Source organism: Streptomyces sp. NPDC046887 (assembly GCF_040644755.1).
Taxonomy (GTDB): Bacteria; Actinomycetota; Actinomycetes; order Streptomycetales; family Streptomycetaceae; genus Streptomyces; species Streptomyces lichenis.
On record NZ_JBEYXH010000021.1, the window covers coordinates 32390 to 57127 of the forward strand.

General features: G+C 74.1%; 26 protein-coding genes and 2 pseudogenes. 12 read left to right on the top strand and 16 right to left on the bottom strand.

The features are described from left to right. Positions 1-17: 17 nt before the first annotated feature. Both ABZ945_RS20075 and ABZ945_RS20080 read right to left on the bottom strand, forming a co-directional pair. Entirely contained in the window at positions 18-632 is a 615-nt protein-coding gene (locus ABZ945_RS20075) for a DUF6518 family protein (RefSeq protein ID WP_361271081.1), read from the bottom strand. Positions 633-729: 97 nt separating this feature from the next. Then, positions 730-933: pseudogene (locus ABZ945_RS20080) on the bottom strand (lactococcin 972 family bacteriocin); the annotation flags it as partial. Positions 934-941: 8 nt separating this feature from the next. Between ABZ945_RS20080 and ABZ945_RS20085 the strand changes: the two are divergent. From ABZ945_RS20085 to ABZ945_RS20095, 3 genes and pseudogenes are all read left to right on the top strand, one after another. Then, a pseudogene (locus ABZ945_RS20085) lies at positions 942-1091 on the top strand (DUF3459 domain-containing protein); the annotation flags it as partial. A 127-nt stretch (positions 1092-1218) separates the two neighbouring features. Further along, positions 1219-1557 carry an STAS domain-containing protein gene (locus tag ABZ945_RS20090; protein WP_361271084.1) on the top strand — a complete coding sequence of 113 codons (339 nt, stop codon included), beginning with the start codon at positions 1219-1221 and terminating at the stop codon, positions 1555-1557. 155 nt (positions 1558-1712) lie between these two features. Beyond that, a complete protein-coding gene (locus tag ABZ945_RS20095; RefSeq protein ID WP_361271087.1) occupies positions 1713-3275 on the top strand; it encodes a hypothetical protein in 1563 nt (520 codons plus the stop codon). Between the two features lie 52 nt (positions 3276-3327). Here the strand turns inward: ABZ945_RS20095 and ABZ945_RS20100 are convergent, their stop codons facing one another. The 4 genes from ABZ945_RS20100 to ABZ945_RS20115 form a co-directional block, all read right to left on the bottom strand. Next, entirely contained in the window at positions 3328-3567 is a 240-nt protein-coding gene (locus ABZ945_RS20100; RefSeq protein WP_361271090.1) for a helix-turn-helix transcriptional regulator, read from the bottom strand. Continuing rightward, positions 3567-4064 carry a DUF2975 domain-containing protein gene (locus tag ABZ945_RS20105; protein ID WP_361271093.1) on the bottom strand — a complete coding sequence of 166 codons (498 nt, stop codon included), beginning with the start codon at positions 4062-4064 and terminating at the stop codon, positions 3567-3569. Before ABZ945_RS20105 ends, ABZ945_RS20100 begins: the two co-directional genes overlap by 1 nt. 75 nt (positions 4065-4139) lie before the next feature. Beyond that, entirely contained in the window at positions 4140-5120 is a 981-nt protein-coding gene (locus ABZ945_RS20110; RefSeq protein ID WP_361271096.1) for a sigma-70 family RNA polymerase sigma factor, read from the bottom strand. 197 nt (positions 5121-5317) lie between these two features. Further along, positions 5318-6415: a hypothetical protein gene (locus ABZ945_RS20115; RefSeq protein ID WP_361271098.1), complete on the bottom strand. Its 1098-nt coding sequence runs from the start codon at positions 6413-6415 to the stop codon at positions 5318-5320. A 238-nt stretch (positions 6416-6653) separates the two neighbouring features. On the opposite strand from ABZ945_RS20115, the gene ABZ945_RS20120 reads away from it, so the two are divergent. From ABZ945_RS20120 to ABZ945_RS20130, 3 genes are all read left to right on the top strand, one after another. Beyond that, a complete protein-coding gene (locus tag ABZ945_RS20120; RefSeq protein WP_361271313.1) occupies positions 6654-7154 on the top strand; it encodes a SigE family RNA polymerase sigma factor in 501 nt (166 codons plus the stop codon). Next, positions 7147-7677: a hypothetical protein gene (locus ABZ945_RS20125; protein ID WP_361271100.1), complete on the top strand. Its 531-nt coding sequence runs from the start codon at positions 7147-7149 to the stop codon at positions 7675-7677. Before ABZ945_RS20120 ends, ABZ945_RS20125 begins: the two co-directional genes overlap by 8 nt. A 572-nt stretch (positions 7678-8249) precedes the next feature. Continuing rightward, complete coding sequence (locus ABZ945_RS20130; protein WP_361271315.1) at positions 8250-9410, top strand: mannosyltransferase family protein; 1161 nt, start codon at positions 8250-8252, stop codon at positions 9408-9410. Positions 9411-9486: 76 nt separating this feature from the next. Here ABZ945_RS20130 and ABZ945_RS20135 read toward each other — a convergent pair whose 3' ends face one another. Together ABZ945_RS20135 and ABZ945_RS20140 are read right to left on the bottom strand one after the other, a co-directional pair. Beyond that, on the bottom strand, positions 9487-10134 hold the full coding sequence (locus ABZ945_RS20135) for a L,D-transpeptidase family protein (RefSeq protein ID WP_361271318.1): 648 nt from the start codon (positions 10132-10134) through the stop codon (positions 9487-9489). A 143-nt stretch (positions 10135-10277) separates the two neighbouring features. Next, a complete protein-coding gene (locus tag ABZ945_RS20140; RefSeq protein WP_361271103.1) occupies positions 10278-11636 on the bottom strand; it encodes an MFS transporter in 1359 nt (452 codons plus the stop codon). Between the two features lie 62 nt (positions 11637-11698). Here ABZ945_RS20140 and ABZ945_RS20145 point away from each other — a divergent pair, with 62 nt between their 5' ends. After that, positions 11699-12730, top strand: a complete 1032-nt coding sequence (locus ABZ945_RS20145; RefSeq protein WP_361271105.1) for a LysR substrate-binding domain-containing protein — start codon at positions 11699-11701, stop codon at positions 12728-12730. Here the strand turns inward: ABZ945_RS20145 and ABZ945_RS20150 are convergent. Further along, entirely contained in the window at positions 12702-14378 is a 1677-nt protein-coding gene (locus ABZ945_RS20150) for a helix-turn-helix transcriptional regulator (protein WP_361271107.1), read from the bottom strand. The two genes, ABZ945_RS20145 and ABZ945_RS20150, sit on opposite strands and share 29 nt — an antisense overlap. Positions 14379-14575: 197 nt before the next feature. On the opposite strand from ABZ945_RS20150, the gene ABZ945_RS20155 reads away from it, so the two are divergent. Then, positions 14576-15319: a DUF4232 domain-containing protein gene (locus ABZ945_RS20155; RefSeq protein WP_361271109.1), complete on the top strand. Its 744-nt coding sequence runs from the start codon at positions 14576-14578 to the stop codon at positions 15317-15319. 85 nt (positions 15320-15404) lie between these two features. Here the strand turns inward: ABZ945_RS20155 and ABZ945_RS20160 are convergent, their stop codons facing one another. Next, positions 15405-16205, bottom strand: a complete 801-nt coding sequence (locus ABZ945_RS20160; RefSeq protein WP_361271111.1) for an alpha/beta hydrolase — start codon at positions 16203-16205, stop codon at positions 15405-15407. A gap of 163 nt (positions 16206-16368) precedes the next feature. Between ABZ945_RS20160 and ABZ945_RS20165 the strand changes: the two genes are divergently transcribed. Together ABZ945_RS20165 and ABZ945_RS20170 are read left to right on the top strand one after the other, a co-directional pair. Beyond that, positions 16369-17523: an adenosine deaminase gene (locus ABZ945_RS20165; RefSeq protein ID WP_361271113.1), complete on the top strand. Its 1155-nt coding sequence runs from the start codon at positions 16369-16371 to the stop codon at positions 17521-17523. 137 nt (positions 17524-17660) lie between these two features. After that, positions 17661-17996, top strand: a complete 336-nt coding sequence (locus ABZ945_RS20170) for a hypothetical protein (RefSeq protein ID WP_361271115.1) — start codon at positions 17661-17663, stop codon at positions 17994-17996. Positions 17997-18126: 130 nt separating this feature from the next. Here the strand turns inward: ABZ945_RS20170 and ABZ945_RS20175 are convergent, their stop codons facing one another. The 5 genes from ABZ945_RS20175 to afsQ1 form a co-directional block, all read right to left on the bottom strand. Beyond that, positions 18127-18327 carry a PspC domain-containing protein gene (locus tag ABZ945_RS20175; protein WP_248636822.1) on the bottom strand — a complete coding sequence of 67 codons (201 nt, stop codon included), beginning with the start codon at positions 18325-18327 and terminating at the stop codon, positions 18127-18129. An 88-nt stretch (positions 18328-18415) separates the two neighbouring features. Next, positions 18416-19009, bottom strand: a complete 594-nt coding sequence (locus tag ABZ945_RS20180) for a VanZ family protein (RefSeq protein ID WP_361271118.1) — start codon at positions 19007-19009, stop codon at positions 18416-18418. A gap of 69 nt (positions 19010-19078) precedes the next feature. Continuing rightward, positions 19079-19924 (bottom strand): hypothetical protein, encoded by an 846-nt coding sequence (locus ABZ945_RS20185; RefSeq protein WP_361271120.1) that lies wholly within the window; start codon positions 19922-19924, stop codon positions 19079-19081. 76 nt (positions 19925-20000) lie between these two features. Next, entirely contained in the window at positions 20001-21545 is a 1545-nt protein-coding gene (locus ABZ945_RS20190) for a HAMP domain-containing sensor histidine kinase (RefSeq protein WP_361271123.1), read from the bottom strand. A gap of 69 nt (positions 21546-21614) precedes the next feature. Next, entirely contained in the window at positions 21615-22292 is a 678-nt protein-coding gene (afsQ1, locus tag ABZ945_RS20195) for a two-component system response regulator AfsQ1 (RefSeq protein WP_248636818.1), read from the bottom strand. 274 nt (positions 22293-22566) lie between these two features. Between afsQ1 and ABZ945_RS20200 the strand changes: the two genes are divergently transcribed. After that, on the top strand, positions 22567-23292 hold the full coding sequence (locus ABZ945_RS20200) for a SigE family RNA polymerase sigma factor (protein WP_361271126.1): 726 nt from the start codon (positions 22567-22569) through the stop codon (positions 23290-23292). 259 nt (positions 23293-23551) lie between these two features. On the opposite strand, the gene ABZ945_RS20205 is transcribed toward ABZ945_RS20200, so the two are convergent. Further along, the gene (locus tag ABZ945_RS20205; RefSeq protein WP_361271129.1) at positions 23552-24310 is read right to left on the bottom strand and encodes a uridine kinase; all 759 of its coding nucleotides are present in this window, start codon (positions 24308-24310) and stop codon (positions 23552-23554) included. A gap of 56 nt (positions 24311-24366) precedes the next feature. On the opposite strand from ABZ945_RS20205, the gene ABZ945_RS20210 reads away from it, so the two are divergent. Beyond that, complete coding sequence (locus ABZ945_RS20210) at positions 24367-24720, top strand: hypothetical protein (RefSeq protein WP_361271132.1); 354 nt, start codon at positions 24367-24369, stop codon at positions 24718-24720. Positions 24721-24738: the final 18 nt, after the last annotated feature.

Consider the following 24738-nt stretch of genomic DNA (forward strand, 5'->3'; position numbering starts at 1 on the left):
GGCTTAGGTGGCGGGCTTCAGGCTCTCGCCCCGGGACGCCGGCGTTTCGTGTGCCACGCGGCCAGTACGGCCAGGGCGCTGATCGCGACCGTCGCCAGCATGCGAGTGAACTGCCAGGCCGTGACGACCGTCTGGTCCTGCAACGGAGCCGGATATGCGAGGCGCATGGTGGTCTCCCCCAGGATGACGAGGGGGAGCAGGAGTTGGGCGGGGAGACGGAACGGTCCGGTGCGGGCGAGCTTCCCGGCGACTCCGCAGAGGGGGCCCAGAAGACAGGCGGCCACACCCCATAGCCCGATCATGGAGACGAGTTCGCTCCAGGCGACGTACTCGGTCTTGCCGGAGGTGTCGCTCAGGTCGGCCCGCAGGTAGTCCCCTTGGGCGGCCTTGGTCAGGTAGTAGGCCGTTACGCATATCCACAGGGAGACGATGCCGAGGGCGGCGGCTCCCTTCTTCGTGCCACACGTCATGCCGGAGAAGAACGAAACCGCGGCGTATGCCCACCCGGCACTCAAGGTGGCGCCGACGGCCTGGCCGACGGGTCCGTTCAGTGCCCCGGCCAGAGGGCCGAGGATTCCCACGGCTGCCGCAGTCGCCAGAACCAACGCTGGGCGCAGAATCGAGGAAGGCATGAAGGCAACCTTGGAGGGGGGGGAGGGAGGTGTCGCGAGCGGGCAGCGGAGTGCGGCTCGGTCGCCACCATACGGATGGTGGCGACCGAGCCGCTATTCAGCGCACCCTGGTACAGGTGCCGCGCTCAGCGCTCAGTAGAGGCCCCAAGTAGGCGTTGCAGGTGTGGGCGGCCCCGCCGCTGGCGTACGCCTTGGCCCAGACGTCCTTCTCCCGGATGTCCTTGTCGGTGGCGTTGCCGAGGGAGACGCTGGCCGAGTGCTTCTGCCTCGGGTGGATGTAGTTCGAGTAGCAGTCCTTGTAGGCGCCGACCGCCGAGTGGCGCCGACCTGGTCTGCGCGGTCAACCTGGGCCCCGGGTCCGTACCGCTCCCGCCGCACACCGCCGTCTTCCTCGCCAGCGGCCCGCTCGCCGCAGACGGCCGACTGCCCTCGGATACCGCGGTCTGGCTGTGCGGCTGAGCCGGACGACCACCGTGCTACGGGGCTACGGGCCCGGGGGCCGACCGCACCGATGACGTCCGGGCGGTCGCGGCGGGGGCGACCGGCCGTACCGATGACTTCCGGGCGCCTCCGGGGTCAGATCAGTGTGGAGACCACCGAACCGCACGTGCTGCGGCTGCCCGCGACCGTCGGCCCCAGTGACGTGCCCCGGCTCTGTGCCGGGCTCGCCGCCCTGATGGACCGCGTCGACCCGGGGCGCCCGCTGGTGTGCGACGCCGGAGGGCTCGCCCGCCCCACCCTGGCGGCGGTGGAGGCGCTGGCCCGGCTGCGGCTGACCGCGCTCCGGCGGGGCAGGGCGCTCACCGTACGGGGCGCGGGCGCCGAGCTGCGGGCGCTGCTCGGCCTCACCGGACTCGCCGCCCTGCTCGGGCCCCCGGGCCCGGACGGCGGACGGGACACCGAATCCGGGCCGCCCGGCAACTGAACCGCACCGGGCACGCGTCGTCTCCTACGCCCGGCCCTTGGGCCCGTCGTCGTTCGGCCGTCTTTCGGGAAGGCCCGCGCGCTCCGGCGGCTGGGGTGGAACCATCGGGGGACGCCGGGGGTAGAGCAGGGGAACGCGACGACGGGGGAGGGGCCATGAGCCGTGCGCTGCGCGGGGGATTGCTCGCACTGCTGGCGGTGGCGCTGGTGGGGCTGGTGCTCTGGTACGCCTCGTACTACACGACCATCGTGGTGTGGGAGCTGCGCAAGCTGCTGCCCTGGCTGGCGGTGCCGCTGGTGGCCACCGGGCTCGTCGCCCTGCCGTGGCTGATAGGGCAGCTGCGGGACGGATCGCGGGGCGACTCCGACGCGGCGGCGGCCTTCGGCTGCCTGGGCGTCGTGGTCGGGGTGGGGGTCGCGGTCGGCTGGTTCGTGTACGGGGACTACCTCCAGGACCGGGAGTATCTGGAGGGGATGCGGGTGGTGGCCGAGCCGGTGCCCGGGATGGCGGCGCGCGCCCCCTATCTGGCCGGAAAGGCGCAGGCCGCGCCGCATCTCGGCGATGTCACCGGCGAGATAGCCGACACCACCTATCTGCCCGACTCCGACCGGTTCGCCACCCTGGTGGAGCGGCCCGGCTGGCTGACCGGGTACGAGGTCGGGCTGGTGCAGGACGTACCGCTCGGCGGCAAGAGCCGGACCCAGCAGCGCTGCCGCTTCGACGTGGACACCGCGGACGCCCGGATCGGCGGCTGGTTCACCCACAACCTCGGGCGCAAGATCTCCGCCGAGCGGCGCTGGGCGCGGTTCGAGGCCGACGACGCCTATGTGTACTGCGAGGGCGAGAAGCCGATCCTGGTCGTCCCGCTCAAGCGCCAGACCGGACTGCTGGTGGTGACCGAGCGCCCCGCCGGGGTGGCCCTCTACGACGGGCGGACCGGGAAGCTGACCGTCACCGACGACACCGCCTCGGTGCCCGGCCCGACCTATCCGCTGAGCCTGGCCGCCCGGCAGCGCGAGGCGACCGAGGCGGTGGGCAGCTTCGGCGACTGGTGGTTCGAGCGCAGCGGCTGGGACGAGTCCGAGGACGGCGCCAACGAGGGCAACGAGGCCGACTTCACCCTGCGCCAGCGGGACGACCCCGCTCGCAGCGCCTATGTCACCCCGCTGACCCCGCAGGGCGAGGCCAGCTCGGTGGTCGCCGTCTCGACGGTGCCGACCCGGCACCGGGGCGGCTCGCTCGCCCCGCTGACCGTGCACCGGCTCGACCCCACCTGGTCCTCGCCGGCTGCGCTGGTGGCGCTGATCAAGTCCGAGTACCGGGATGTGTGCTGCTACAACGGCGATCGCGTATTCGAGGTCGTGCCCACCGGGGGCAGCACCTGGACGGCGACCCTCGGCAGCGCGCAGAACATCCGCTACCGGGTGGAGGGCCGGGGCCAGATCGGCGGCCGTGAGGCGACCTGTCTGAAGACCGCCGAGGGGGCCCTGATCCGCTGCGCCCACGCGGTGCCCGGCTCGCCCGAGGAGAAGGAGCTGAAGCGCCGGGCGGCGGAGGAGGCGAAGAAGAAGGAGCAGGGGCAACCGGGCAAGGGGACGGGCGGGCCCGGGGCGAAACCGGGGGAGGTCGGCGACCTCGGCGACTACAGCGCCGAGCAGCTGGCCGAACTGCACCGCCGGGTCAGCGAGGAGGTCACCCGCCGCCTCAAGAAGGGCTAGAAGGGCTAGCAGGACGGTCGTTCGGGCGGCCCGCCTCAGGAAGGGTTGAGCCTCAGGAAGGTTCAGGAGGGCGGCCGTTCGGGGGTGTCTCCGGCACCCAGCGCAGGACGTCCCCGGGCTGGCACTCCAGTACGCGGCAGATCGCGTCGAGCGTGGTGAACCGCACCGCCTTCGCCCGGCCGTTCTTCAGCACCGCGACGTTGGCGGGCGTGATGCCGACGGCCTCGGCGAACTCGCCCACCGACATACGGCGCTTGGCGAGCTGCACATCGAGGTCGACGATGATCGGCATCAGACGACCCCGGCCATCTCGGTCCGCAGCTCGGTCGCCTTGCGCAGCAGGCCCTTCATCACGACGACCAGCATGGCGAAGGCCGCGCCCACCCCGGCGCACCCCGTCGCGGCGAACAGCGCCCCCAGCACATCCATGCCGTCGCCGGGGGAGGGGATCTCGGCCACCGCCAGATGCGCCGCCGCCCCGGCTGCCAGCACCGTCGCCACCAGCGCGGAGCCGATGATCACGTCCACCCAGCGGAAGGCCCGCGAGGTGAAGATCGCGTCCCGCTCGACCATGGTGAGCAGCGCCCAGGTGGCGACCAGGGCGACCTGGACGCAGAGCACCCCGAGGATCGCCACCGCCGTGTAGGGCACGGCGAACGGGGCGTACGGCGGGAAGCGGTCGACCTCGTCGGCCGCCGTCGTCGGGAGGACCACCAACTGGCCGAAGAGCCCGGCCAGCAGTGCCACGGAGATGCCGGCCCGCAGGGCGGCGATGAACAACCGATGCATCCATCGATCATCGATGGGAATCGATCGAAAATCAATAGGTGCCGGAATCAGTAGGGACCGGCCCTGCGGTGGTGTTCAGTCCTCCAGCCGCTCCGGCAGGTCGAACAGCGGGAACCAGCGCTTGACGTCCAGGAAGGAGGTGATTCCGGAGACCTTGCCGTCCACGATCTCGATCACCATCAGCGCCCACGGGGTGAAGCCGCCCGCCGGATCCGGGTGGTAGTGCGCGAACGCCGGGGTGCCGTTGGCGACCACCGGGACCAGCCGGGAGCCCCGGCACACCTCGCCCACCCCGAGCATCCAGCCCACGATGTCGTCGTGGCCGCGCAGCCAGAGGTCGTACGGAGGCATGGAGAGCGTGGCGTCCTCGTGCAGCAGCGCGGTCAGCGCCGTCATGTCGTAGCCCTCGAAGGCGGCGACATACCGCTCCAGCAGCCGCTGCTGCTCCTCGTCGAGCGGATCGGCGAGCGCGGTGTCGGCCGGGGCGGACTCCGCCAGTGAGGCGCGGGCCCGCTGCAGTGCGCTGTTGACCGAGGCGACCGAGGTGGACAGGAGCTCGGCCACCTCGCCGGCCCTCCACGCCAGCACCTCGCGCAGGATCAGCACCGCCCGCTGCTTGGGCGGCAGATGCTGGAGCGCGGCCATGAACGCCAGCCGCACCGACTCCCGGGCCACCGCCGTCTCCGCCGGGTCGGCGGTCTGCGGCAGCACCCGGCCGTCCGGCACCGGCTCCAGCCAGGTCACCTCGTCCCGCTCCTGGAGCCGGGCCTGCGCGACCGGGGTGGAGTCGGTCAGGTCCATCGGCCGGGCGCGCTTGTTCCCCGCGTTCAGCGCGTCCAGGCAGACGTTGGTCGCGATCCGGTACAGCCAGGACCGCAGGCTGGATCTCCCCTGGAACCGGTCCAGGCTGCGCCAGGCCCGGACCATGGTGTCCTGCACCGCGTCCTCCGCCTCGAAGGCCGAGCCGAGCATCCGGTAGCAGTAGCCGGTCAGCTCGGTGCGGTAGTCCTCCAGCCGGGATTCCAGATCCTCCCGGGCCACAGCAACATCACTCATCACGCCACCCCAGTCGTGGAGATGCCTACCTTTCGGAAACTACCGGACCCCACTGACAACGGCCCCCGGAGAGGGCCCGAAGGCCCCCGCCACGACCGGCGGGTCGGCTCCGGCGCCCCGCCCGCCCGACGAATCGGGCGGGGGCCGCCGTCCCGGACAGCGCCCCCGCCCCCGCGCCGGCGAGGCGGTCGCCGGTGCTACCAGGCGATCACCATCAGGCCGCGGCCACCGCCCGCGCCGGTGGTGCCGTCCCCTCCGGCACTGGCGTTGTCGCCACCGGAGAAGCTGCCGCCGCCGTCTCCCCCGTCGCCGCCCTTTCCGCCCTGCCCTCCGGCGCCACCGGTGGCGATGCCGGCCGGGACGGTGAAGACGGTGCCGTCGGGGAGGGTGAGCGTGCCGGGACCCTGCCGGGCGCCGCCGTCGCCGGGCAGGCCGTGGCCGAAGACGGCCCCGGAGTCCCCGCCGCCACCGCGGATGTGGTTGCCGGTGCTGCCGCCGGACTGACCGGCCCGGCCCTCGCTGCCCTGGGCGCCGTTGGTGACGGACTCCCCGCAGGGCGAGAAGCCCATGTCGCTGCCCTGGCCGCCGGCGCCGGCCCCGGTGCCCTGACCGCCCCGGGCGCCGTTCTCGTTGCCGCCCTGCCCGCCGCCCGGCTCGGCGCCGCCTCCGCCGCCGGACCCTCCGTCCGCCGTACCGAGCAGGAACCCTTCACGGTCCTGAATCGCGGTGGTGGAGCCGGCGCCGCCCTGCTCTCCCGCGCCGCCGTTCGATCCGTTCCACCCGTTCCCGCCGAAGGAGTAGCCGCCCCTGCCCCCGCCGCCTCCGCCGCCGCCCTTGCCCCCGGCGCCGGTCTGGCCGACGAGCACCCGGAGCGAGTCGAGGCGGTCGGCGCCGATGGTGCAGGGGACGAACGCACCGGCGCCGCCCCCGCCACCGCCCGTGCCACTGGCGCCTCCGGCGCCGCCGATTCCGTAGGCGCTTCCCCCGGCGACCCCGCTGCCGGGCTTGCCCCCCTCGCCTCCGCCGCCACCCGCGCCGCCGGCCCCACCGCCGCCACCGCCTCCGGCGCCCCACATATAGACGGTGTACGAGGACACACCGTCCGGGACCTGCCAGTCGCCGTTCTCCGTGAACACGGCGTGGCCGTGGGGAGCCTGCCGCGCCCCGGCCGGGGCGGTGGCCATGGCGGTGGAGGCGAGAACGGCCAGGGCCACGCCGGCCAGGACCCTGCCCCGTACCGACCTGCGTGTCTCGGTCGCTGTGTCGGTCGCTGTATCGGTCGTTGTGTCAGTCATGGACGCATGATCATGGGCCGCTCCGGGCCCGGGTCTGATCAACCGGCGGCATTCACTCGAAGGTGCCATGTCCGCCCGTACGTATCAGCACGGGGGAGAGCCGCCGACTCGCCGGGGCGGGGCGGGTCGGCTCCGGCGCCCCTGTGACCACCGTCACCCTGTTTCCTCGTACACCGTGTCGACCGGACGCGCCCCCAGGGGCGTATGCCCGGTGAAGCAAGAGATCCGGGAGTGGCTGTTGACCGTCGAGGAGTTCGAAGAGTTCTACGCCCAGACGGTCGCACGTCTGACAGGGCAGCTGTACGTGATGCTCGGCGACCTGCACGAGGCGCAGGACGTGGTGGCGGAGGCGTACGTCAAGGGGTGGACCCGGCGGGCGCAGCTGGACCGCGAGGGGCAGCCCGAGGCGTGGATCCGCACGGTCGCCTGGCGGCTCGCGGTGAGCCGCTGGCGGTTCCGCCGGCGGAGCGCCGAGGCGTGGCGGCGCGGCACGGCGCCCCCCGCGCACGTGGAGGCCCCCGGCCCGGAGCACCTGGTGCTGGTGGACGCGCTGCGCGGGCTGCCCGCCCAGCAGCGGCGCAGCCTCACCCTGCACTACCTCTGCGACCTCACCGTGGAGCAGGTCGCCGTCGAGACCGGGCTGTCGGCCAGCACCGTCAAGACGCACCTGGTCCGCGGGCGGGCCGCGCTCGCCGACCGTCTGCACGATCCCCGTATCGAGGAGGCCCCTGATGTCTGAACCGAGAGACCCGCTGCGGTCGCTGTTCCGGCAGGCGGCGGACTTCGGGCAGGACCGGGCCGAGCCGGTGCCGGCCGCCCGGATCGCCGAACGCGGACGGCGGGCGCACCGGCGCCGGGTCGCCGTGCTGGCGGTGACCGCCTGCCTGGCCGTCGCGGGTGGTGGCGCGGCGGCGGCGAACCTGCTGCCGGACCGGCCCGGGCCCACCATCCCGGCCGTCACCCCCTCGCCCCGTACCTCACCGGCCGAGCTGCCCGACCGGACCGCCCCGCCGACCCCGTCCACCACCCCGACGAGCCGGGCGACGGAGGGCGCCTCCGTCGCCCCGACGACCGGTGCGCCCTCCGGGGGCGACCCGACCGACCCGCCGCCGTCCCCCAGCGGTACCCCCTCCACCACCCGGCCGCCGGACCGCCCCGGCTCGACCGAGACCGAGACCGGGACCGGGGCCGGGACAGGGACCGGGACCGGGGACCCGGAGGCCACCGCCCCGCCCGCGACCTCCACCACCGAGGCCCGCTGACCATGCCGCCCCACTCCGCCACCACCCGCCCCGCTGCCGGTGAGGAAACCGTGACCCCCCGGCCCACCGCCCCCGAGGACACCGACCCGATCCCCGCCGCAAGCCTCCGGACCGTCCGGCCGCCTCGGACCGGGACCGCGCAAGCCGCCCGGCCACCCCAGGCCGGGGCCGCCCATGCCGGGGCCCGGGCCACCCGCGCCCAGGGCCGGACCGCCCAGGCCGGGAGCGCCCAGGCCCGGACCGCCCAGGCCGGGACCGCCCATGCCGGGCCCGCGCAAGCCGCCCGCCCGCCCCAGGCCGGGACCGCGCAAGCCGACCGATCGCCCCACACCCGGGCCGCCCGGCCACCCCAGGCCGGGACCGCCCAGGGCCGGGCCACCCAGGCCGGGACCGCCCATGCCAGGCTCACGCAAACCGCCCGCCCGCCCCATGCCGGGCCCGCGCAAGCCGACCGCCTGCCCCATGCCGGGGCCGCGCAAGCCGACCGGCCGCCCTATGCCGGGGCCCGGGCCGCCCGCGCTCAGGGCCGGGCCACCCGCCTTCGCTTCCGGCTCACCGCCCCGCTCGCCCGGCTGGATCCCGGGGACCGGGAGGTGCTCTGGCTGTATCTGGTGACCCGGCTGGCCCTGGCGATCACCGTCTACGGGGCGCGGTGGCTGTTTCCCGCCGACCGGGACGCCCACGACCCGGGCCCGCTGCTCGCCCCGTTCGAGCGCTGGGACTGGGGCTTCTACCAGCGAATAGCCCGCGAGGGGTACTTCCCGGGCGCCGCCGGGCCCTGGACGGAGGGGTGGGACAACCGCGAGGCTTTTCTGCCCGGCTTCCCTTCCGCGCTGCGTCTGGTGCACACCGTCGTTCCGGACTGGGCGGCGGCCGGGCTGCTGGTCTCCTTCGCCGCCGGGGCGGTCGCCGTGGTGGCGCTGGGCCGGATCGCCCGGGTGTGTCTGCCCGGGACGGGTACGGCCGGGGGCCGGCGTGCCGTGCTGTTCTTCCTGCTCTCCCCGTGCGCGGTGTTCCTGGCGGCCGGTTACACCGAGGCGCTCTTCCTCGCCCTGGCGCTGCCCGCCTGGCTCGCCGCGCTGCGCCGGGCCTGGCCGCTCGCCGCCATCCTCACCGCCCTGGCCACCACCGTGCGGGCCAGCGGACTGTTCCTGGCGGCCGCCCTGGTCACGCACTTCGCGCTCAGCGCGTACCGCGCGTACCGCTCGGACCGCTCCGAGGACCGCCGGGCCGTCTGGCGGCAGGCGCCCTGGCTGGCCCTGTGCGCGCTGCCCCCGGCCGCGTACAGCGCGTATCTGTTCGCGTACACCGGCGACTGGATGGCCTGGAAGCACGCCCAGGAGCGCGGTTGGTACCGGACCTTCCACTGGCCCTGGGAGTCCTGGGCCCACACCTGGAACTCGGCCTTCGACCAGCTCCACACCACCGGCTACGCGGTGATGTTCCAGGCCGAGTTGGCGGCCATGGTGGCCGGGCTGCTGCTGCTCGGCGCGCTGTTGTGGTGGCGCCGCTGGCCGGAGGCCGTCTACCTCGCGCTGACCCTGTGGGCGCTGGGCACCTCCTACTGGTACATGTCGGTGCCCCGCTCCACCCTGCTGTGGTGGCCGCTGTGGATCGCCCTGGCCGCGCTCAGCCTGCGCCGGCCCCGGTTCACCACCGCCTATCTCTGCCTCGCCGTCCCGGTGTCCACCGCCGTGGCCCTCACCTTCCTCACCGGGCGGTGGGCCGGCTGACAGGTGACCCGGGGGTACGCGAAGGGGCCCGGGCCTCCGTGGCGGAGACCCGGGCCCCTTCGGGGGTGCGGTGGAATCACGTGCCGGGCTTGCGGCCGTAGACGAACACGTCGTCGCCGTTCCTCAGCAGACCCCAGTACTTCTTGGCGTCGGCGCGGGTCATGTTGACGCAGCCGCCGGAGCCGGGCGGGTTCCACATCGACTTGTCGACGGCGTGGAACGCCTGGCCGCCGTCGAAGAACTGGGCGTGCGGCATCCAGACCTTGTACAGCGTCGACCAGTGGTTGGCGCTGCGGTAGTAGATCTTGTTCGCCCCGGTACGGGTCGGCGTGGCCTTCTTGCCGGTGCGGACCGGGACCGGCCCGTACACCAGCTTCTTGCCGTCCTGCACCCAGGACAGCTGCCGGGTGAGGTCGACGCAGGCGATCCGGCCCTTGTTGGTCGGGCACTTGCCGGCGGCGTTCGGCTTCTTGCCGGCGGCCTTCTGCTGGTTCATCGTGTTCATCGTCTGCCAGGTCAGCGGCCCGGCGTAGCCGATGGTCGGCGTGATGCCGTGCTTCTTCTGGAACGCCTGGATCGCCTTGCAGTCGCCGGACGACTGCCTGCCGTCGGCCGTGCGGCCCAGGAACTTCTCGACCTGCTTCTGGTACGGCCCGGTCGACGCCGTACAGGACGCCGCCTGGGCCGGTGCGGCGCCGAGCGCCACCGTCAGTGGTACGACCATCCCGGCCACCGCCAGTGCGGCCCCCGTGCGCCTGCGTATCGCGGCCACGTCCGTCCCCCCTCCGAGGTTGTGTTGCCTTGGGTGCTGCGCCCCCGGACGGGTGGCTGCCCCACTCGGGGCGCCGCCATACCCGCGGGACGCTGCTATGCCCTTAGGACGCTCGGAGCGCCGGTCCGGTTGTATGTTTCCCGGCCTATTTCCCGGCTTTCGCGGCCGGTCTCCCGGTCGCGCTCACGGGCCTCGGCCTTGAGTTCGACGCGCGCGCGGTGGGTGCCGTACAGGGTGACCGAGACCACCCCGAGGACGGCCACCAGACCCAGCAGCACGGTGCCCGCCCAGCCGCCGGAGTGGAAGGCGACCGCGCCGAGCGTGCCGCCCGCGCTGGAGCCCAGGTAGTAGGCGGACTGGTAGAGCGCGGAGGCCTGGGCGCGCCCGGTGGTGGCGGTGCGGCTCACACTGGAGGAGGCCACCGCGTGCCCGGCGAAGAACCCGGCGGTGATCAGCACCAGCCCGGCCAGCACCCCGGTCAGCGTCTCGGCGAGCGAGAGCAGCAGCCCGGCCGTGGTGGTGGCCACCGCCAGATACAGCGCACCGCGCCGCCCGAGGCGGGCCACCAGCTGCCCGGCCACCGCCGAGGAGACGGTGCCCACCAGGTAGATCAGGAAGATCGAGCCGATCACCCCCTGGGGGAGCGAGAACGGCTCCTCGACCAGCCGGTAGCCGATCACCGTGTAGACCGCGCCGAACACGGTCATGAACAGCGCGCCGATCGCGTACAGCCGCAGCAGCAGCGGATCGGCCAGGTGCCCCTTCACGGTGCGGGCCAGCGCCGCCGGGTTGAGGGTGCCCGGGGTGAAGTTTCGGGCCTTCGGCAGCAGCAGCCGGAACGCCACCGCGCACACCGCGGCCATCAGCCCGACCGCGGCCAGTCCGACCCGCCAGCCGCCCAGTTGGGCCGCCCAGCCGGTGACCACCCGTCCGCTCATCCCGCCGATCGAGTTGCCCGCGACGAACAGCCCGATCGCGGCGATGAGCGCCTTGGGCCGGACCTCCTCCGCCAGATACGCCATCGCGGAGGCCGGCACCCCGGCGAGCGCGGCGCCCTGCACGGCGCGCAGCGCCACCATGGACTCGATGGACGGCGCGAACGGCACCAGCAGGCCGATCGCCACCGCGACCGCGAGCGAGCCGGTCATCACCGCCCGGCGGCCGAACCGCTCGGACAGCGCGCTCAGCGGCAGCACGCACAGCGCGAGCGCGCCGGTGGCCGCGGAGACGGTCCAGCTGGCGGCGGACGCGGTCACGCCATAGGCGGCGGAGACGTCCGGCAGCAGGGCCTGGGTGGAGTAGAGGAGGGCGAAGACGGCGAGACCGGCGGCGAACAGCGCCAGGTTCGTCCGGCGGTAGCCGGGTCGTCCGGGGGCAAGGCGGGTGTCGGTGTCAAGGCGGGTGTCGGCGTCCACAGGTGCGATCGTGGACGCCTCGGTACTTGCGGAAGGCATGATTCGACGGTATGCACCGCACCTTCATGCGTCCAATGCACGAAACTGCTGTAATCGTTCCCATGGCGCATGACTACAGCTCACCGGCGTGGCTGTCACCGGACGGTAACGAAGAAGACATGGGGCTGCTGCTCGCCCCGAGGCTCGCCTACTTCGCCGCGGTGGCCCGGCACGAGCATGTCACCCGCGCCGCGCAGGACCTCGGAGTGCCCCAGTCCACCCTCTCCCGGGCCATCGTCCGGCTGGAGTCCGACCTGGGTGTCACCCTGTTCGCCCGGCGCGGCCGCACCGTCGCCCTCACCCCGGCCGGGCGCTCCTTCCTCACCGCCGCCGAACGCGCGCTGGCCGAGGTCGGCCGGGCCGCCGACACCGTACGCGCCGACGCCGACCCCGCCGCCGGACGGGTCGCCTTCGGCTTTCTGCACACCATGGGTTCGGAGACCGTCCCCGGGCTGATCCGCGCCTTCCGGGTGGATCATCCCAAGGTCCGCTTCACCCTGGTCCAGAACTACGGTGAGGCGATGATCGAACGGCTTCGCGCCGGCGATCTGGACCTCTGCCTCACCTCCCCGGTGCCGGACGCCCCGGACCTGGTCACCCGGCGGCTGGACGAGCAGCGGCTGCGGCTGGTCGTCCCCGACGACCACCGGCTGGCCCGCCGCAAGCGGGTCCGCCTCGCCGAGGCCGCCGAGGAGGCCTTCGTCACCCTGGAACCGGGCTACGGGCTGCGCCGGATCACCGACGCCCTGTGCGCCGAGGCCGGGTTCGCCCCGCGCGTCGCCTTCGAGGGCGAGGAGGCCGAGACCCTGCGCGGACTGGTCGCCGCCGGTCTCGGCGTCGCCCTGCTGCCGCCGCCCGCCGTCCCCCGCCCCGGCGTGGTCGAGCTCACCGTCACCGCCCCCCGGGCGGCCCGGGAGATCGGTGTCGCCTGGCTGGACGGCCACCCCGACACCCCGCCGGTCGCCGCCTTCAAGCGGTTCCTGCTCTCCCGGCGCGGCCGGCTGCTCGGCGAGCACGGCATGCCCCCGCCATCGCAGTCGGCGGAGTCCGCCCCGGACGACCAGGTCACTGACTCAGCTCCTCCTCCCGCTTGATCCACTCACCGCCGCCCAGCGGGTAGTGGTAGCTGGGGCGGCCGGCGCTGCCGCTGGTACGGAACGGGGTGCCGTCGTTGTCGATGTGCACGGTGCCCTGGCGGTCCCCGCTGGACCACTTCAGGGTGAGGTCCCAGCGGACGTCGTGCGCCCGGGTGTGCGCGGTGACATAGAAGACCAGCGGATCGGACTCGGTCACGCTGAACGGGAAGCCGCGCTGGCCGTTCTTGGTGGTGACGGTCGGGCTGCCGGAGTCCAGGTCCACGTCGAAGGAGGCGGACTCCACCTCGCCGCCGCAGCCCGAGCCCATCGCGTAGTCGTTCCAGGCGGGCGGGGCGCCCTTGGAGACCACCCGCACCTGGAGCGAGTCCAGCACGATGGTGTCCTTGCCCGAGCCCTGGAGGGTGACGGCGACCCGCTGCTCGTCCGAGGAGACCGCGCCGTAGGCGGCGGCCCAGCGCGGGGCGTCCTGCTCGGTGGGGGCGGGCGGGCCCACCTGCGACGGCTCGCTGTCGACCAGGAAGTGCTGGCTGCACGGACCCTCGTAGACGAACGGGCGGGTGGCGACGTTCACCGAGGTGCTGCCCTGCGGCTCGGCCCCGTTGCCGTCCCCGCCGTCCCCGGCATCTCCGTCCCCGCCGCCGACCGCCGCCGGCTTCGAGGCCCCGGCGGAGGGTTTGCCCCGCTCCGCGTCCGCGGAGGCGGAGGCCGAGGGGGAGGGGGAAGAGGACGGGGTCGGGGAAGGGGACGCGGAGAGCGACGGGGACGGGCGCTTGCCGTCCGCCGGCCCGGTGGCGGCGCCGGAAGCCCCGGCCGGACCCTGGGCGGTGCCCCGTGTGCCGCCCCCGGAGGACGGCAGGTTCACCACCAGCACCACCGCCCCCAGCACGGCCGCTGCGGCCACGGCGGCGATGACGGCGGTACGGCGCCGGGTGGGGCGCAGAGCGGTGGACGGTCCGGGCCCGGCGACCACCGGCTCGGCGGCCTGGTCGCGCTCCCCGCCCGCGCCACCGTCGGCGGGCCCGCCCTGGACGGCCACCGCTTCGGCCCCACTCGTCGCCGTACGCCCCGTATCCGCCGCCGTCGCTTCGGCCGTACTCGTCGCTGTACGCCCCGCATCCGCCGCCGTCGCTTCGGCCGCGCCCGTCGCCGTACGCCCCGCATTCGCCGCCGTCGCTTCGGTCGCACCGGTCGCCGTACGCCCCGTATCCGCCGCCGTCGCTTCGGTCGCACCGGTCGCCGTACGCCCCGCATCCGCCGCCGCTTCGGCCGTACCCGCGCCAACCGCCGCATCCCCCGCAGCTGTCGGCGCCGCCGTCCGTCCGTCCGCCGCCTCTCTGACCCTCTCCGGTCCCGGCTGCCCGGCCGCCTTACGTCCGCGCGCCGCGTCCGCGAGGATCCAGCTCCGGTGCAGCTCGACCAGCTCCGCGGGCGTCGCCCGGCACACCCGGGCCAGCCGCTCCACCGGTGCGTAGTCGGCCGGTGTGGCACTGCCGTTGCAGTAGCGGTGCAGCGTCGACGTGCTCATATGCAGCCGCTTGGCGAGCGCCCCGTAGCTCAGCCCCGAGCGCTCCTTCAGCCCGCGCAGCAGCTCCGCGAACACCTCCGCGTCCCCGTCGGCCCCCGTCGATCCCGTGGCCCCAGACACCGCGTTCCCCTTCCCCGCACGACCCGCCACATCCCATTCGGGCGTTCCAGGCCTCTTCTGTTTCCCCTGGTCAAAGCCCGTTTCGGCGTTCCAGCGTCCCCAACTCCCCGCTGTTCGTGGCGGCTGGGACGGATTGCCGAACAAGCTTCGGTCATCCAAGCACCACACCGACCGCAACACCGAAGGGCCTGACCCACATGTCGAACGCACGCACCTCCCGCAACCGCCTGCTGACCGCCGCCGCGGCCACCGCGATCGCCGCCCTCTCGCTCACCGCCTGCAACGACGGGACGGGCAGCAAGGACCAGGGGATGTCGCCGGTCGCCTCCTCCACCGCGCCCGGCTCGGCCGCCTCCGCCTCCGGCGCCGCCCCCTCCTCCTCCACCGCCGCCAAGCCCGCCCCCGCCCCGTCCGCCTCCGCGCAGTCCGCCGGGGGCACCTCCTCGGGCGAGGCCCCGGCGGCCACGCCCACCAGCACGGCGGCCGCCGGCGGCTCCGGCAAGGGCGGCAAGAAGGACGTCACCTGCGACGGCTCCAACACCAAGACGGTCGCCGCCCCGCTCAGCCGCCCCATCAACCACATGCTGCTCACCGTCACCAACACCGGCAGCACCCGCTGCGACCTCTACTACTACCCGGCCCTGCGCTTCGGCGAGGCCCAGTCGGTGCCGCCGGTCATCGAGGACTCCAAGCCGCAGGCCGTCGTCTCCCTCAACCCGGGCGAGTCCGGCTACGCCTCGGTGAACCTCTCGGCCGCGGACGGCAGCGGCGGCAAGGGCCACACCGAGAAGTCCCTCACCGTCTACTTCATGGGCCGCACCCCGGGCCAGAACCCCACCGCGGGCGCCACGCCGGCGCTGCCCGCCAAGGGCGTCTACGTCGACAACTCCCTGAAGACCACCTACTGGCAGTCCTCGATGGAGGACGCCATCAGCTGGTAACGCGTCCTCAGCGAACCTGTCCCCGGAAGGCTCACCTCCGGAAGGCTCACCCCCGGAAGGCTCACCCCCAGGGGGCGCAAGCCCCTCACTGACGGCCTCGCCCCGCCCCCTCCCCGAAGCCTGCGGCCAGCGGCATCCGCAGACCCAGCGGGGGCGGGGCGGCCAGTGCGTCGGCGATCGGCCGGGCGAAGGGCCGGGCGAAGAGCGTGCCGAGGACGAAGTCGGCGGTGAGCGCGGCCACCTCGTCCCGGTGCCGGCGCAGCCGGTGGCCGTCGGTGTGCGCCTCGAACCGGCAGGTGTCCCGGTTGACCTTCTTGATCCGCTCGCCCAGCCGGTACGAGCGCTCGGCGGCGTTACGGGTGTCATAGGTGCCGTGGGCGATCAGCACCCGGCGCCCGATCAACTGCCGTACCGGCTCCGGCTCCCCGCCGCCCTGCCCGTCCACCGGGTCGGCCGGCTCGTCCGGCGGCAGCCAGGGGGCCAGCGCCACCACCGACACCACCGCCGGATGCCCCGCCGCCCGCAGCGCGGCCCGGCCTCCCATGCCGTGCCCGGCCAGCGCCAGCGGCACCCCCTCCCCGTACCGCCGTACCGCCTCCGAGGCGGCCCAGCGGGCGTCCTCCGCCAGGGCGGCATCCGCCCCGTTCCAGCCGCGCCCCCGGTAGCGCACCACATGCGCCACCAGTCCGTGCGCCCCGCCCGCCCGGGCCAGCGCGCGGGCCAGCGGCAGCGCCACCGTGTACGCCCGGTGGGAGGGCCCGCGCCCCGACTCCGGCTCGCCGTCCGGCAGGAGCAGCACCACGCCGCCCACCGCCGCCGGATCCCCCACCGCCCTGCCGAGCCGGGCCGCCCGGCCCGCCGTTCCTACGAGTGCGTGGTGTGCCATGGCAGCACGGTCCCAGAACCCGGCCGGTACGCCACCCGGACGCGCGCCGACTGTTACGTATGACCCCCGGCCCATCCCCCCCGTACGGGTACGGACGATGGTCCCGTTGTCCCGTCCGTGCCGACACCTCCCGTTCTACGCGCGTAGGGTCTATGGTGCCGAGATGACGAGCCAGACGTTCCGCATCCCCGCCCCGGACCAGATCCGCCGCGCGCCCAAGGTGCTGCTCCACGACCACCTCGACGGCGGGCTGCGGCCCGGCACCGTGGTGGAGCTCGCACGCGACCGCGGCTACACCGCGCTGCCCGAGCAGCAGGCCGACAAGCTCGGCATCTGGTTCCGGGAGGCGGCCGACTCCGGCTCGCTGGAGCGCTATCTGGAGACCTTCGCGCACACCTGTGCCGTGATGCAGACCCGCGAGGCCCTGGTCCGGGTCGCCGCCGAGTGCGCCGAGGACCTGGCCGAGGACGGGGTGGTCTACGCGGAGGTGCGCTACGCCCCCGAGCAGCACCTGGAGGCCGGGCTCACCCTGGAGCAGGTGGTGGAGGCGGTCAACGAGGGCTTCCGGCTCGGTGAGCGGCGGGCCCGCGAGGGCGGCCACCGCATCCGGGTGGGCGCGCTGCTCACCGCCATGCGGCACGCGGCCCGCGCCCTGGAGATCGCCGAACTCGCCAACCGCTACCGGGACGAGGGGGTCGTCGGCTTCGACATCGCGGGCGCCGAGGCCGGCTTCCCGCCCACCCGCCACCTGGACGCCTTCGAGTACCTGAAGCGGGAGAACAACCACTTCACCATCCACGCCGGGGAGGCGTTCGGGCTGCCGTCGATCTGGCAGGCCCTCCAGTGGTGCGGCGCGGACCGCCTCGGCCACGGCGTCCGCATCATCGACGACATCCAGGTCGCCGACGACGGCACCGTCACCCTGGGACGGCTGGCCGCCTACGTACGCGACAAGCGCATCCCGCTGGAGCTGTGCCCGACCTCCAACCTCCAGACCGGGGCCGCCGCCTCCTACGCCCAGCACCCCATCGGGCTGCTGCGCACCCTGCACTTCCGGGCCACCGTCAACACCGACAACCGGCTGATGTCGGGCACCAGCATGAGCCGTGAATTCGAGCTGCTGACCGAGGCGTTCGGCTACACGCTCGATGACATGCAGTGGTTCACGGTCAATGCGATGAAATCAGCATTCATTCCTTTCGATGAACGCTTGGCCATGATCAATGACGTGATCAAGCCCGGGTACGCGGAGCTGAAGTCCGAATGGCTGTTCCGGCAGACCGCCGGGACCAGCGAGAACGCCCCGGATCGCGGCTGAGGGGCGGGTGGGCGCGGCGTCCGGGATCCGGGAGAACCGGTTCGTTTCGGTGTTTGCGGGAAGCCGGGCGGGCTGACTACGTTTCAGGCCGCTCATCCCTCCCTGAGTTCCCCGAAACACCCTGAGGACGAATCCCGATGAAGCAGTCCGCTGTGAAGACCGTCGGCGTCGCCGCCCTCGGCGCCGCTTTCGCCGCCACCGCCGCCGGCACCGCCGCCGCGAACCCGATGGCCGCCGCGCTGCCGGCCGGCACCGCCCTGAGCGCCGCCACCTCCACCGCGCTCCCGGTCGCCACCGCCGCCGTCCAGCAGGCCCCGGGCAGCGCCGTCGAGTCTCTGGGCACCACCCAGGGCCTGCTCGGTGCCGTGACCGAGAACGCCTCGCTCCAGGGCCTGCCGCTGGACCCGTCCACCGCCACCGGGCTGCTCGGCGGCCTGCCGGTCGGCGGCAGCCTGCCCGCCCTCGGCGGCTGAGCGGCGGCCCGTCCGCCCGTACGCCGACGGGGCGCCCACCGTGTGCTGGTGGGCGCCCCGTCGGCGTAGGCGACCGGTCCCGGCCCATCGGGCCCGGGCGGCGTTGCCGGCGTATGCGTCCGGCGTCGGCCTACCAGGCCCCGGCGGCCTTCTTCTCGTCCGGCAGCAGCAGCCAGAGCGCTATGTAGAGCAGGAACTGCGGCCCCGGCAGCAGACAGGACACCACGAAGATCACGCGCATCGTGCTCGCGGAGGTGCCGAAGCGCCGTGCCAGCGCCGCGCAGACTCCGCCGATCATGCGTCCGTCACGAGGGCGGGCAAGTGCGGCCATGGTGGGCTCCTTCGCGAGTAGGGGGTGAGCCGTCCACCGGCTCTCCGTACCTCCATAGTGACCGCCCGACCTGGGGCAAAACGTCGGACTACGGGGCGACCCCGACCCTGGGAATCCTCGGGGTCGCACCCTGAGAGACCTCCTCCCGGGCCACCCCGCCCCCACCCCGGCCACCCGGACGGGGACCGGACCCACCCCGTACCGCGCCCGAGGGCCGCTCCAGGCGGCGCCGCAGCCGCCCCCGCCAGACGGGCACCACGGCCAGATGCGCCAGCGCCACCCCGGTCATGGCGAGCAGCACGGCGTCCACGTCCACCACCCGCCCCGGCACCACGGTCTGGAGCAGTTCGATCCCCATCGAGACCAGGCCGCCGGCCAGCACCGTACGGGCCAGCGAGGCCCAGGGGCCGGCCTCCAGCCGGCCGCTCGCCAGCGGGAGCAGCACCCCCAGCGGGGCCAGCAGCGCCAGCCCGCCGCCGATCCGGCGCGCCGCCTCCAGCGGCCCCGCCGACAGCGCGGCCCGGATCCCGGCCAGCGGCTCCAGGTTCGGCGCCATCACCCAGGGCAGGTCCAGCGGGCGGAGCGTCAGCCAGCCGACGAGCGAGAGATGGGCGAGGAGGAGGGCGAAGCCCGCCGCACGGAAGGGGATGACGGCGCTGCCGCCCGAACCATGACGCTGCACGCCCCCCAAGACGTGCCCGGCGGCAGGATCGGTTCCGCATCGCTCCCCGGGGACCACGAGACACAGGTCTCAGGGCGACTCCGTCGCGTCCGGCTCCTTGCCGCCGGCCTCCGGGGAGCCCGTACCCGCCGGACCCGGGGGCGAGCCCGGGGCGCCCGGGCCCGTACCGCTGCCGGGTGCCGGGGAGCGGGTCGGCACCGGGGACTCCGGGCGCTCCTTCTGGCCCGCCGGGCAGACGTACCGCCGCACCGGGTAGTCGCCGGGACCGCCCAGCACCACCGTGCCGTCCCCGGCCTCCACCCCGTTCTCCGCGTAGGTGCACACCAGCTGGGACAGCGCGGTGGCCGGCAGGTCCTCCGGCTGGCGGCTCAGCCGCAGCACCTCCGCCGGGTCGCCCGGCCGGCCCGCCGACACCGCGAGCGGCGGCTCGACATGGCTGGCGAAGCCGGCCTCCCGCTCCTGTTCCGAGGGGCGGGCCAGCAGCTGGTTGAGCAGTGCCCGGGCGGTCGCCGACCGCGCCTCGCCCGCCGGGCGGCCGGACGGCGAGGGCACCGCGCGCTCCACCGCCTCCAGCGCCGAGGCGCACACCAGATACACCCGCACCGGCACCGCGGGCCCGGCGCTCGTCGTCGGCGCGGGCGCCTCCGAGGCGTCCTGGCCGGACAGGGTGCACGGCAGCCGGGAGGGCGCCGCGCCCGCGTCCACCGGCACCGAGGTGGTCCGGATCCCGCACCCCGCGGTCACCGCCCCGAGCACCAGCAGACTGGCCAGCGCCCACACCCCCCGCGCCCCGCGCCACCCGCGCTCGCGTGCCACGGCACCACGGGCGGCCCGATCCACTCCCCGTACCGCCTGCTCCTGCTCCCGCTCGCGCGCCACCGCGCCCCGCCCCCGTACCGCCTGCTTCGGTGCCACCGCACCCCGCACCCGCCCCCGTACCGCCCGCTCCCGCACGCGTCCCACCGTCCGCCGCACGCCTCGTACCGCCCGCTCACCCACGGCCGCCACCGTCCTCACCGGCGTCCACTCCCCGCTCGTCGCCGTCCTCGCCGGCCCGGGAGGCGTCCACGGGCAGCCGCAGCTCGAAGACGGCGCCGTCGCCGTCCGGGGAGTTGCGGGCGGCGATGGAACCGCCGTGGATCAGCGCGTTCTCCCTCGCGATCGACAGCCCGAGGCCGGAGCCCTCGCTGCGCGGCCGGGACGCGCTCGCCTTGTAGAACCGGTCGAAGACATGCGGCAGTACCTCCTCCGGGATGCCCGGACCGTGGTCCCGCACCTCGATCCGCAGCTCCTCGCCCGCCGTCCGCGCCTCACCGGCCGTACGCACCGACACCCGTACCGGTGAACCGCCGTGCTTCAGCGCGTTGCCGATCAGATTGGCCAGGATCACATCCAGCCGCCGCGGGTCCAGCCGCGCGGTGATCCCGCGCTCGGCGTCCAGCTCCACCGCGTCCAGCCAGGCCCGGGCGTCGATACAGGCCGTCACCTGGTCGGCGACATCCACCTCGTCCAGCACCAGCCGGGCCGTGCCCGCGTCGAAGCGGGTGACCTCCATCAGGTTCTCCACCAGCGTGTTCAGCCGCCGGGTCTCGCTCACCACCAGCGCCACCGCCGGGGCGATCATCGGATCGAGACCGTCCTGCTCCTCCTCCAGCACCTCGGTCACCGCGGTCAGCGCCGTCATCGGGGTGCGCAGCTCATGCGACATATCGGCGACGAACCGCCGACTGGACTCCTCCCGGGAGCTCATGTCGGCGACCCTCTTCTGCAGGCTCTCCGCCGCCGCGTTGAACGTCCGCGACAGCTCGGCCAGTTCGTCGGTGCCCGACACCCGCAACCGGGTGTCCAGCTCGCCCTCGCCCAGCCGCCGCGCCGCCTCGCCCAGCCGGTGCACCGGCTTGAGCACCGTGGTCGCCGCCGCCTGCGCCAGCAGCGCCGAACCGATCAGCGCCAGCAGGGTGGCGATCCCCAGCGACCAGCCCAGCGAGTTGAGGTCCTGCCGCTCGGCCTCCAGCGAGGCCGACATATAGCCGGTCGGCCCACCGCCGTCCACCCGCGCCCCGCCCACCAGATAGGGCGTCCCACCGCGCTCGGTGCGCTGCCAGAACAGGTGGTACGGGTAGGGGTTGCCGTCCCCGGTGCCCTGCCGCCGCTCCACCGCCTGGCGCAGCTCCGCCGGGACGTCGTCCATGGTGAAGCGGTCCGGGTCGGAGGCACCCACGATCGGCTTGCCGCCGTCCCGCTCGCCCAGCAGCACCACCCCGTAGCCCACCGCGCTGCTGGACGCCATCTGCTCGGCGGCCCGCTGGAGTTCCTCCTCGGTGGGCCGCAGCGGCAGCGCCGCCGCCCGGTCCTGCATCTCCTGCCGGAAGTCGTTGAGCGCCGAATCCTGGGTGCGGGTCAGCACCGCCTCCCGGTTCAGCCAGTACGCGATACCGGAGGCCGACACCGCCGCGGTCAGCGCGACCAGCGCGAACACCACCACCAGCCGCATCCGCAGACTGGTCCAGCGCAGCCCCCCGCCCGCCGCCCTCATACCGCCATCCCCGCCCTCATACCGCCATCCCCGCCGTCCCCGCCCTCGTACCGCAGGCCCCGCCAACCGTCACGCGGGCACGTCCAGCCGGTAGCCCACCCCGCGGACCGTGCGGATCAGCGTCGGCGAGGACGGCACGTCCTCCACCTTCGCCCGCAGCCGCTGCACACAGGCGTCCACCAGCCGGGAGTCGCCCAGGTAGTCGTGCTCCCACACCAGCCGCAGCAACTGCTGCCGGGACAGCGCCTGCCCCGGTCGGCGGCTCAGCTCCAGCAGCAGCCGCAGCTCGGTCGGGGTCAGCTGGAGATCCTCGCCGTTCTTGGTCACGGTCATCGCCGAGCGGTCGATCACCAGCGAGCCGAAGACCGCCGAATCGGTGGACTCCCGCTCCCCGCGCCGCAGCACGGCCCGGATCCGCGCGTCCAGCACCCGGCCCTGCACCGGCTTGACCACATAGTCGTCCGCGCCGGACTCCAGCCCCACGACCACGTCGATGTCGTCGCTGCGGGCGGTCAGCAGGATGATCGGCAACTGGTCGGTGCGCCGGATACGGCGGCACACCTCGAAGCCGTCGATGCCGGGCAGCATCACATCCAGCACGACCAGGTCAGGGCGCTGCTCACGCAGCAGTTGCAGGCCGTCCTCGCCCGTCGCCGCGGTGGCCACCTTGTGGCCCTGGCGGGAGAGCGAGAGTTCGAGGGCCGTGCGGATGGAATCGTCGTCCTCGATCAGCAACAGGAAAGGCACCGGGCCATTCTGTCCCATGGCCGCGGGCCGCAAGAACCCGCGCGCACCGCCGGACCCCCGTACCGGCCGGGAACCGCGCACCGCCCGCCGGCCGTGATCGTGTGCACCGCACCGGGAACCGCGGACCGCCCCGCGCCCCCGATCCCGTGCACCACACCGGTACCACCGGCCGCTGTGACAGGCCTGTGACAGTCGGGGGACACCGCTGAGAAGTCGCCCCGGCAAGCTCATTGGCACACGGACCGACACACTCCAGACCGACGGGGGGCGCACGATGAACACACTGCACGGCACCAACTCCAGCGCAGTGGTCACGCGTCTCCACGACGTCACCAGGAGCACCGAGAAGTCCGGCGCCGCAACGAACGGACGGGGGTGCGTTCGAGGCGCCGGACGTCAGCACAAGGCGCCCTACATGGTCGCCGTCGCTGACGGGGGAGCGGTGTACGGGGAGGCCGCGGGGGAGCGGACGAGCCTGAGCGAGGCGGAGTTCACCGCCTACGTCCAGGAACGCCGCGCCTCCCTGTACGCCACCGCCTACCACCTCACCGGTGACCGCTTCGAGGCCGAGGACCTGCTGCAGAGCGCGCTGTTCTCCACGTACCGCGCCTGGGAGCGGATCAGCGACAAGGCGGCGGTCGGCGGCTATCTGCGCCGCACCATGACCAATCTGCACATCAGCGCCTGGCGCCGCCGCAAGCTCAACGAGTACCCGACGGAGGAGCTGCCGGAGACGGCCGGCGACACCGACGCGATGCGCGGCACCGAACTGCGCGCGGTGCTCTGGCAGGCGCTCGCCCGGCTGCCCGAGCCCCAGCGCACCATGCTGGTGCTGCGCTACTACGAGGGCCGCACGGACCCGGAGATCGCCGACATCCTGAACATCAGCGTCGGCACCGTGAAGTCCAGCATCTGGCGGTCGCTGCGGCGGCTGCGCGAGGACGAGGCGCTGAGCTTCGGCCGGAGCGAACAGGAGTCCTTCGGCGAGCTGGTGGCCTGAAGGGACGGGGGCGGTCGCCGATCCGGGGGGAGCGGCGGCCGGTGCCGGGGTCCGGGGGGACCCGTACGGCACGGAGCGGGGGATCGGGGAGCGGGGCCACGGGGGACACGGGGCTCCGCCACCCTCCGGAAGATCCCATGGGGACCGTGGGGGTACCCATGGGGGACGACGGGGGCAAGGGAAAACGCTGCGGGGCGGGACCGAAGGGCCGGGGGGCCCGGGTTCCGCCCCGTACGCATGCCCTCGTGTCCTTGAGGAATCAGGCCGGTTCGTGCGTCTGCTCGGCGGCCCGGGGCGCCGGTACGGAGACAGCGGCCTTCGTCGCGAGAGCCGTGGGGGCGCGGTGGCGGCCGGCCGCGGCGGCGGCGAGCCGGCCCAGCGCCTCACCCTTGGCGCAGGGGTGGGCGCCCAGTGCCGTCTGCCGGGCCACGATGGCCCGCTCGGTGCGCATCAGCCGCCAGCCCCGGCGCAGCAGCACCGGCACCGACTTGCGGCCCTCGCGTAGATCGCGCAGCAGCCGGCGGCGGAAGGTGGTGGAGGGGCGGCCGCGCAGGCAGAGCGCGTCGGCGAGCAGCCCCAGCTCCTGGCAGCGGCTGACGATGTCGGCCGCGAAGATCCCCTCGGCGACGAAGAGCGGGGTGCGCGCGATGTCCAGCGACTCGCGGCCTACCAGGGAGCTGGTGGCGATGTCGTACACCGGTACGGCCGTCCGGCCGGTGGCGCACAGCTCGGCGATGGCGGCCACCGCCGCGTCCGCGTCCCAGGACAGCGGCGAGTCCCAGTCGGTGTCGGTGGTGCCGGGCACGAGCGGCAGCGTCGGGTCGCCGGCCTCCTTGTAGAAGTCGTCGAGGCGCAGCACGGGCAGACCGGTGCGGGCCGCGAGCGAGGACTTGCCGGAGCCGGAGGGACCGGTCAGCAGCACGACACGGGTCGGGATCGGTAGCGAGCTCACGGGACACCAGTCTGAGGCATTCCCCCGGTCGGGGGACCCCGCCCCCACCTCGTTGGTATCGAGCATCACATCTCGCCTACGCTGCGTGCCCGACCGACCACCCCCGAGTGCGGGAGTTCCTCATGGCACGTCACAAGCTGCTGCTGAAGGCCTCACTGGCCGTCACGGCGATCGGCGCCGTCGTCGGCGCGGGCGGCGGCGCCGCGCAGGCCGCCGAGGCGTCGGCCGCCCCGGTGACCGACCCAGCCGCCGCGCTGGCGGCCGTCAGTGGGGCGGTGCCGTATGTCACGGCGGTGCCCAAGAACCTCAAGCTGAACCCGCTGGCGCAGACCGGGGTGGACCCGCTGGACAACGGGGTCGGCACCCAGGTCAGCGACTTCCAGCCGCTGGACACCACTGCGGTGACCGGTTCGCTCACCAGCGCGCCGAACCTCCCGGTGGCCGGCCCGCTGCTGGGCGGCCTGATCCCCGGCTGAGCACCTGTCACGGCGGAC